Origin of the sequence: Kocuria sp. ZOR0020 (assembly GCF_000800955.1) — a bacterium.
Classification (GTDB): Bacteria; Actinomycetota; Actinomycetes; order Actinomycetales; family Micrococcaceae; genus Kocuria; species Kocuria subflava.
In genome coordinates this window covers 1-7,791 of record NZ_JROX01000083.1, presented here as the reverse complement: position 1 = coordinate 7,791, position 7,791 = coordinate 1, and the positions used below count along the sequence as shown (strand labels likewise).

6 protein-coding genes are annotated in these 7,791 nt (G+C 65.4%); 2 read left to right on the top strand and 4 right to left on the bottom strand.

The features are described 5' to 3' along the window. Positions 1 to 165 precede the first annotated feature (165 nt). The gene (locus tag L979_RS05690; protein ID WP_047690281.1) at positions 166 to 2,397 is read left to right on the top strand and encodes a S9 family peptidase; all 2,232 of its coding nucleotides are present in this window, start codon (positions 166 to 168) and stop codon (positions 2,395 to 2,397) included. Between the two features lie 78 nt (positions 2,398 to 2,475). On the opposite strand, the gene L979_RS14510 is transcribed toward L979_RS05690, so the two are convergent. The 4 genes from L979_RS14510 to gatC form a co-directional block, all read right to left on the bottom strand. After that, a complete protein-coding gene (locus L979_RS14510) occupies positions 2,476 to 3,351 on the bottom strand; it encodes a CPBP family intramembrane glutamic endopeptidase (RefSeq protein ID WP_081993877.1) in 876 nt (291 codons plus the stop codon). A 99-nt stretch (positions 3,352 to 3,450) separates the two neighbouring features. Beyond that, positions 3,451 to 4,953: an Asp-tRNA(Asn)/Glu-tRNA(Gln) amidotransferase subunit GatB gene (gene gatB, locus L979_RS05680; RefSeq protein ID WP_047690276.1), complete on the bottom strand. Its 1,503-nt coding sequence runs from the start codon at positions 4,951 to 4,953 to the stop codon at positions 3,451 to 3,453. After that, the gene (gene gatA, locus L979_RS05675) at positions 4,950 to 6,566 is read right to left on the bottom strand and encodes an Asp-tRNA(Asn)/Glu-tRNA(Gln) amidotransferase subunit GatA (protein WP_047690273.1); all 1,617 of its coding nucleotides are present in this window, start codon (positions 6,564 to 6,566) and stop codon (positions 4,950 to 4,952) included. Before gatA ends, gatB begins: the two co-directional genes overlap by 4 nt. 40 nt (positions 6,567 to 6,606) lie before the next feature. Further along, a complete protein-coding gene (gatC, locus tag L979_RS05670) occupies positions 6,607 to 6,903 on the bottom strand; it encodes an Asp-tRNA(Asn)/Glu-tRNA(Gln) amidotransferase subunit GatC (protein ID WP_047690272.1) in 297 nt (98 codons plus the stop codon). 240 nt (positions 6,904 to 7,143) lie between these two features. On the opposite strand from gatC, the gene L979_RS14505 reads away from it, so the two are divergent. Continuing rightward, positions 7,144 to 7,710, top strand: coding sequence for a hypothetical protein (locus L979_RS14505; RefSeq protein WP_052209555.1), 567 nt, complete (start codon positions 7,144 to 7,146; stop codon positions 7,708 to 7,710). The last annotated feature ends 81 nt before the right edge of the window (positions 7,711 to 7,791 follow it).

Genomic DNA, 7,791 nt, shown 5'->3' with positions numbered 1-7,791 from the left:
AGATCCAGGCGTTGCCCACCGAATGCGGGCTCCGCACGGTGGGCGGGGGCGGCGTCGTGGTGGCCGGCCGTTGCGTCCGCAGCCGCAGGTGTTCGGCGGTCTGCAGGTTCGGGTGGCAGTGAACTCATGGGCTCCATTGTGCGACAACACGATAAGTTGGGCGCCATGAACCCCACCCCCGAACTGCCTGCGCACGCACCCGTGACCGACCGCCGCGAGTCCACCCGTGAGTTCCACGGTGACCGTTTTGTGGACCACTACGAGTGGCTACGGGACAAGGACTCCCCCCAGGTTTTGACTCATTTGGAGGCCGAAACCGCCTTCGCGGAAGCCTCCACGGCACACCTGGCCCCGCTGCGCGAACAGATTTTCCAGGAGATCAAGGGCCGCGTGCAGGAAACGGATCTGTCCGTGCCCTACCGCCGCGGCGACTGGTGGTACTTCGGGCGCACGGTGGAAGGCGGGGAACACGGCATCCGCTGCAGGGTCCCCGCAACCGCTCCCGTGCACGACGACGACGCCTGGACCCCACCCGTCGTGCAAGCCTGCACCACGCTGCCGGGTGAACAGGTGTTGCTGGACGGCAATGCAGAAGCTGCCGAACACGATTTCTGGTCACTGGGAAGTTTTGACGTGACCCCGGATGGGCGGTGGATGCTGTGGGCGGCGGACACCACCGGGGACGAACGCTTCACGGTGCAGGTCAAGAACCTGGACTCCGGAGAGATCCTGACCGATCAGATCCCAGACACCTCCTACGGAGCCTTCCTCTCCCCGGACGGTGCCTCCGTGTTCTACACGGAGGTGGATGAGTCATGGCGTCCGTGGCGGGTGCGTCGGCATTTGCTAGGCACACCGGTGGCTGAGGACTCCGTGGTTGCTGTGGAAGAGGACCCGGGACTGTGGTTGTCGGCCGGGCTCTCCGCGGACCGGCAATGGCTGGTGCTGGATGCGGGATGCTCCGACTATTCGGAAGTCTCCCTCCTGCCCTTGGATGCCCCCGCGGGCACGCAAGCGCAGGTGGTGCTTCCACGCGAGGATCGCATCCTGTACCAGGCAGAGCCCGTGGTGGTGGATGGCCGTACCGTGGTGCTGGTCTCCCACGACCACCAAGCCCCGGACGGCCGGGTGTCCTTGCTGGACATCGACCAGTTGGGGCGCTCCCTGACAGATATCCAGCCGGTGGACGTGGTTCCGGCACAGCCAGGTCTACGCATCATGGGATTCGCGGTGCTGGAGCACCACGTGGTGCTCTCTGCCCGGGCGGAGATGATGCCATCCGTGCTGGTGCTGCCGCTGGCGGGACTGGGGACGCAGCATCAGAGTGAGCCGGTGCGGATTGGGGTGGGCTGCCCCGTTGGTTCGCGTGAGGTGGCCCTGGAGAGCATTGAGGTGCTGGCTGCCGAACATGACTCCCCCGTCCTGCGCTTCACAGCCGAGTCCTTCACCCGGCCCACCCGCGTGTACGACCTTGTCCTGGCTGCTGATGGCTCCTTGGGGCAGCCGATCCTGCGTCAGGAAAAGGCCGTGCTGGGTGGGTACAACGCAGAGGACTACACGGTCGAGCGAGACTTTGCGCAGGCTGCCGACGGCACGCACATCCCGATCACGCTGATCCGCCGCCGGGACGTCACCGACCCGGCACCGGCGATCGTGTACGCCTACGGGTCCTACGAGATCAGCATGGACCCGGCCTTCTCCTACTCCCGGGTCTCCCTGCTGGACCGCGGTGCCACGTGGGTGATTGCCCACGTCCGCGGCGGTGGTGAACTGGGCCGGGCCTGGTATGAGGACGGCAAAAAGCTGCACAAGGCCAACACCTTCACGGACGTTGTGGCGGTGACGCAGCACGTCGGTGCACGGGCCGACATCGACTCCTCCCGGGTGGTGCTCATGGGTGGATCCGCCGGCGGTCTGCTGGTGGGAGCGGTGTTGAACCTGGCCCCGGAGCTGTACTGCGGGGCGGTGGCCTCCGTTCCCTTTGTGGATCCCCTGACCTCCATCCTCATGCCGGAACTGCCCCTGACCGCATTGGAGTGGGAGGAATGGGGCAACCCCATCCAGGACGCTGAGGTCTACCGCTGCATGAAGGCCTACTCCCCGTACGAGAACATCCGCCCCGCCGTCGTCGTCCCCGGTGACAACGACGACGCTGCACCGTCACCGGTGTACCCGCCCATCCTGGCGGTGACCTCCCTGCACGACACCCGTGTGTTGTACGTGGAGCCGGCAAAGTGGGTGGCTGCCCTGCGCCATGCCCACCCCGATTCAGCGGATCAGGTGCTCATGCGCATCGAGATGGCGGGTGGCCACGGTGGGGCATCGGGACGTTACCAGCGGTGGCGGGACACCGCGTGGGAGGACGCCTGGGCCCTGGAACGCCTGGCCCTCGCCTGACCCACACCCTCCCCCTCCCCTCACCCGCCGAATAGGCCTTTTGATCGCCCCTGACCCACTCAGCAGCGATCAAAAGGCCTATTCGGCGGGGAGAACAGTGCGAGGGTGCCAGACCGGGACAGCCTTGGCCGGGTGGCGTTCCAGGAACAACACCAGGGGAATCACGCCCAAGCTCAACACCATGCTGGTCAGAGCCACCGGCCACAGCGCCACAGTCTGCGGCACCCACACCAACTCGATGAACACTCCCGCCAAGTTGGAGCCCATGTGCCAGCCCAGGGGCACCCACAGGGAACCCGTGCGCACGGCGGCCCATGCCAGCACGCAGCCAAAGATCAACAATTCGGCAAAACGTAGACCGATCCACGTGGCGGATCCGTTCTGCGCAGCCAAATTCGGGGCGTGGGCAGCAGAGAAGAGGGCACCGCTGAGCAGGATCACACCCACCAGCGGCCACTTGTTCTCCGTGAGGCGCACCAGGACTCCGCGGTAGACCAACTCCTCCGGCAGGGCCGTGGCCAGACATCCGATGACCACAGCACCCAAAGCACCAAAGAACGCCGCACGCGGCAGCCACACCCCCATGGGTGTGGTGGCACCAGTCATCAGGAACACCGCGCCGGAGATCCCGGTCAGCAAACCCGCCACCACCAAGGCAGCAACAAAGGCCCTGGGCCGTTGGGCGCCCGAACGGATGTCTGCCCCCATGGCCGAATCACGCACTGCCGGAGCTGACCCCACGGCCTGGTCCCACCGGTGAAAACCCAGATCATGCAGATTCCGCTTGGCCATGATGAACCAGATCAGCAGCACCACCACGGGCTGGGCAAAGAACACGGCTTCCCACGGCCAGTCCCGAATGGCCATGCGCATGGAGATGAACAAACCGGCCACCAACGTGGCCAGAACCGCCGCCAAGGGGCGATCCCTGACCAGTCGTTGGAGTCCTCGCATGCCTCAGAGCCTATCCGTGCCCCACTTGGGCATGGAAAATGCGGATTCCGAAGCCGAAATCCGCATTTTCCATACTCAAACCTCCGGAACCGAAGGCACTCAGCTCACGCCGAGCTTCTCCAGGATCAGCTCACGCACGCGTCCGGCATCGGCCTGCCCGCGGGTGGCCTTCATGACCGGGCCGATCAGTGCGCCCACGGCCTGAACCTTGCCGCCCTGGACCTTGGCCACAACGTCAGACATCTGTGCCATGGCGTCGTCGATTGCTGTCAGCAGCACGCCGTCGTCGGAGACCACGGCCAGGGATCGTGCCTCCACGATCTGCGCCGGTGATCCCTCGCCGTCGGCCACAAAGCCGATGACCTGCTTGGCGATTTTGTCATTGATGGTCTCGGCCTGGATCAGGGATTCCAGCTCCACCACGTGCTCCGGGGTGACGCCCAGATTGGTGATCTCCACACCCCGCACGTTGGCCACGCGGGCGATCTCCCCCATCCACCACTTGCGCGCAGCACCCGCGGGGGCACCGGCGGCAATGGTGGCTTCGATTTCGTCCAGCACACCGGCGTTGACGACGTCGCGGAATTCCTGATCCGAGTAACCCCACTCGGCCTTGAGCTTCTTGCGGCGCTGCGCCGGAGGCTCCGGCAGCTCACCGCGCAGCTGCTCCACCCAAGCGGGATCCGGGACCACGGGCACCAGGTCCGGTTCCGGGAAGTAGCGGTAGTCATCCGCGTCCGACTTGGGCCGCCCGGAGGTGGTGGACCGGGTGTCCTCGTGCCAGTGGCGGGTCTCCTGGACAATCGAGTCCCCGGCACTGAGCACGGCGGCGTGGCGCTGGATTTCGTAGCGCACAGCGCGTTCGACGGCGCGCAGCGAGTTCACGTTCTTGGTTTCGGAGCGCGTACCAAAAGTTGAGGACCCCTTGGGCATCAGTGACACGTTGGCGTCACACCGCACGTTGCCGCGTTCCATGCGGGCATCCGAGATGCCCAAGTTCTTCACGATCTCCCGGATGGCAGCCACGTAGGCCCGCGCCAACTCAGGGGCTCGCTCACCTGCGCCCACGATCGGCTTGGTGACGATCTCGATCAGCGGCACACCGGCACGGTTGTAGTCCACCAGGGAGAACTCGGCACCCTGGATACGACCCGTGGCACCACCCTTGTGCGTGAGCTTCCCGGCGTCCTCCTCCATGTGCGCGCGTTCGATCTCAATGGTGAACGGTGTGCCGTCCTCCAGCTCCACAGTGATCTCGCCCTCGAATGCAATGGGTTCGTCGTACTGGGAGGTTTGGAAGTTCTTGGGGGTGTCCGGGTAGAAGTAGTTCTTCCGCGCAAAGTGGGAGATCGGAGCAATGGAGCAGTTCAGCGCCAGCCCCAAGCGGATGGCCGATTCCACGGCCTTCTTGTTCACCACCGGCAGCACACCGGGCAGGCCCAGGGAGACCGGGGTGGTGTTGGAGTTGGGAACGTCGCCGAACTCGTTGGGGGCTGAGTCGAACATCTTGGTCTTGGTGTTCAACTCCACATGGACCTCGAAGCCCAGAACGGGATCGAATTTCTCCATGGCCTCTTCGAAGGACAGGGTTTCTGCAGTCACTGGGCGGCTCCTTGGGCAGCAGCAGATTCAGCACCGGACAGGTTCTTCACGGCGGCGACGACGTCGGGCAGGTCCTTCCAGATGGGCCCACCGTTGGCCTGGGTCAACAGTGCTTCCAGGCCGGCACCTGCACGGTACAAACGGGCGTCTTCACGGGCCGGAGCCATGAATTGAACACCCACGGGCAGTCCGTCTTCCGGTGCCAATCCGGCCGGCAGCGAGATCGCGGGAACGCCGGCCAAGTTGGTGGGGATGGTGGCGACGTCGTTGAGGTACATCTCCATGGGGTCCGCGTGTTCGTCCACGGACCCCATGGGGAACGCGGTGCTGGGCGCGGTGGGAGAGATCAGGACGTCGCACTTCTCAAAGGCGTCGTTGAAGTCGCGCTGCACCAGGGTGCGGACCTTCTGGGCTGAGCCGTAGTAGGCGTCGTAGTACCCGGCCGACAGCGCGTAGGTGCCCAGGATGGTGCGGCGTTTGACCTCGGAGCTGAATCCGGCGGCGCGGGTGGCGGCCATCACACGTTCGATCGTCAGGTTGCCGTCGGTGGGCAGGGTACGGCGGCCGAACCGGACGCCGTCGTACTTGGCCAGGTTGGAGGAGACCTCCGAGGACATGATCAGGTAGTAGGCGCCCAGCGCGTAGCGGAAGTTGGGGGTTTCCACCTCAACCACCTCCGCACCGGCGGAACGGAGCAGCTCCACGGCCTCGCGGAAGCGCTGCTCCACCCCGGCCTGGAATCCCTCACCGGTCAGTTCCTTGACCACGCCCACGCGCAGACCCTTCAGGCCACCGTCAGCGGCACCGGAGCGCGCGGCCGCGGCAAAGCCCTCGACGGGATCGGTCAGGGAGGTGGAGTCCTGAGGGTCGTGACCGCCCACCACCTCGTGCAGCAAGGCCGCATCCAACACGGTGCGGGAACACGGGCCCACCTGGTCCAGGGAGGAAGCCATGGCAATCACGCCATAACGGGAGACCGAACCGTAGGTGGGCTTGACCCCCACCGATCCGGTCACGGCGGCCGGCTGGCGGATGGAACCACCGGTGTCCGTGCCCAGGGCCAGCGGCGCCTGGAAAGCACTGACCGCAGCAGCGGAGCCACCACCGGAACCACCTGGGATCCGGGTCAGGTCCCACGGGTTACGGGTCACGCCATAGGCGGAGTGTTCCGTGGTGGAACCCATGGCGAACTCATCCAGGTTGGTCTTTCCCAGCATGGGCATCCGGGCCGCGCGCAAACGCTTGGTCACGGTGCCGTCGTAGGGGCTCATCCAGCCTTCCAGCATCTTGGAGGCCGCCGTGGTGGGCTGGCCCTTGGTCACAATCAGGTCCTTGACCGCAATGGGCACACCGGCCAGGTCGTGCAGATCTTCCCCGTTGTTGCGGGCTTCATCCACATCCGCTGCAACCTGCAAGGCCTCCTCTGCGTTCACGTGCAGGAACGCATTCAGCCCGGTCTTGCCGGCGTAGCGGTTGTTGTCATCTGCGGGCGCGCCGTCCGTGGCGGCAATCCGGTCCAGGTGCGCCTGGACGGCCTCCACGGAGGTGACCTCCCGGGCCGCAAGTTTCTCCGCCAGCTGGGCTGCGGAGAGTTCAATCAAGTTCTCAGTCATCCGAGTCTCTTCCGTCTGCAGTGGGTTACGCGCTGCGCGCTCAGTCTTCTTCCAGGATCGCGGGGACCTTGAACTGGCCATCCTCCGCGTCCGGGGCACCAGAAAGTGCCTGCTCAACCGTCAGCGGCTCTCCCACAACGTCCTCGCGCATCACGTTGCGCAGCGGCAGCGGGTGGCTGGTGGCCGGGACGTCCTCGCCTGCCACCTCACTGACCTCCGCCACGGCCGTGACGATCTGTCCGAGTTCACCGGCCATGGCCTGCAGCTGCTCCTCCGACATCTCGATGTGTGCCAACTGCGCCAAATGGGCCACGGTGTCACGGGTGATCTCGGACATGCACGCTCCTAGTGTTCACGTTTGAGGGGTTGGTTCCGCTGCACATCACGCCCGGACCTGCACCGTGAGCAGGCTGCTGAACGACGACGACGGAACCCGGCCAGTCTAGCCGCGCAGCATCAGGGCTTCAGGCACATACGCTGGTGGAGAGAAGAAGAACACGTGCCGCCGCGCGAACTGGTCACTCCAGGACCGGAAGCTGCGGGGCACACAACACATGAACCCGGAAAGAGGCCGTTGATGGCATCAGGCAAGAAGACCAAGCCCAAGAAGGATCGCGGGGCAGCCCGCCGCGCCAAAGCTGCCGCCCGTGGCACCTCCGGTGGCCAGAGCGCGGCCAGGACTCCGTCGCAGGACGCCGCCAATGCCTGGCGTCAGGGCATCTCCACCGCCACTGCGGCCACCGTGGATCAGATGACGGCGCACATGCAGCACGTGGTGCTGGAGCAGCTGGAGCAGTTCCTGGCCTTCCCCCCGTTTGTGGTGACGGCCGGGCGTGATGGTGAATTCGAGCTGGAAAGTCTCTCCGCGGAGGATTTGGAACAGTTGGATCCCGCGGAAGCACTTGAATCCTTGCGAGCGCGCCTCAAGGACACCGCACCCTCCTTGCTGGGTGCGGTGCTGGCATTCCCGGCAACACTGCCGGACCGTTCCGGGGCCAGTGCAGTGATCGCGGAGGTGGAACACATTGACGGCGTGAAGCTCACGCTCATCCAGACGTATCGCCTCAAGGGCGTCAACGGGGCCAAGAAGACCCATCTGGAGGACGCAGTGGTGGAACCCCGCGACACCACGCTGCTTGGCTGACCACACCTTGTGGCTGCCGGACTGACCGCCGCTTTGGGGCCCTTCACAGATGAGCATGGGTAGCGGTGTGCGCGTGGGCGT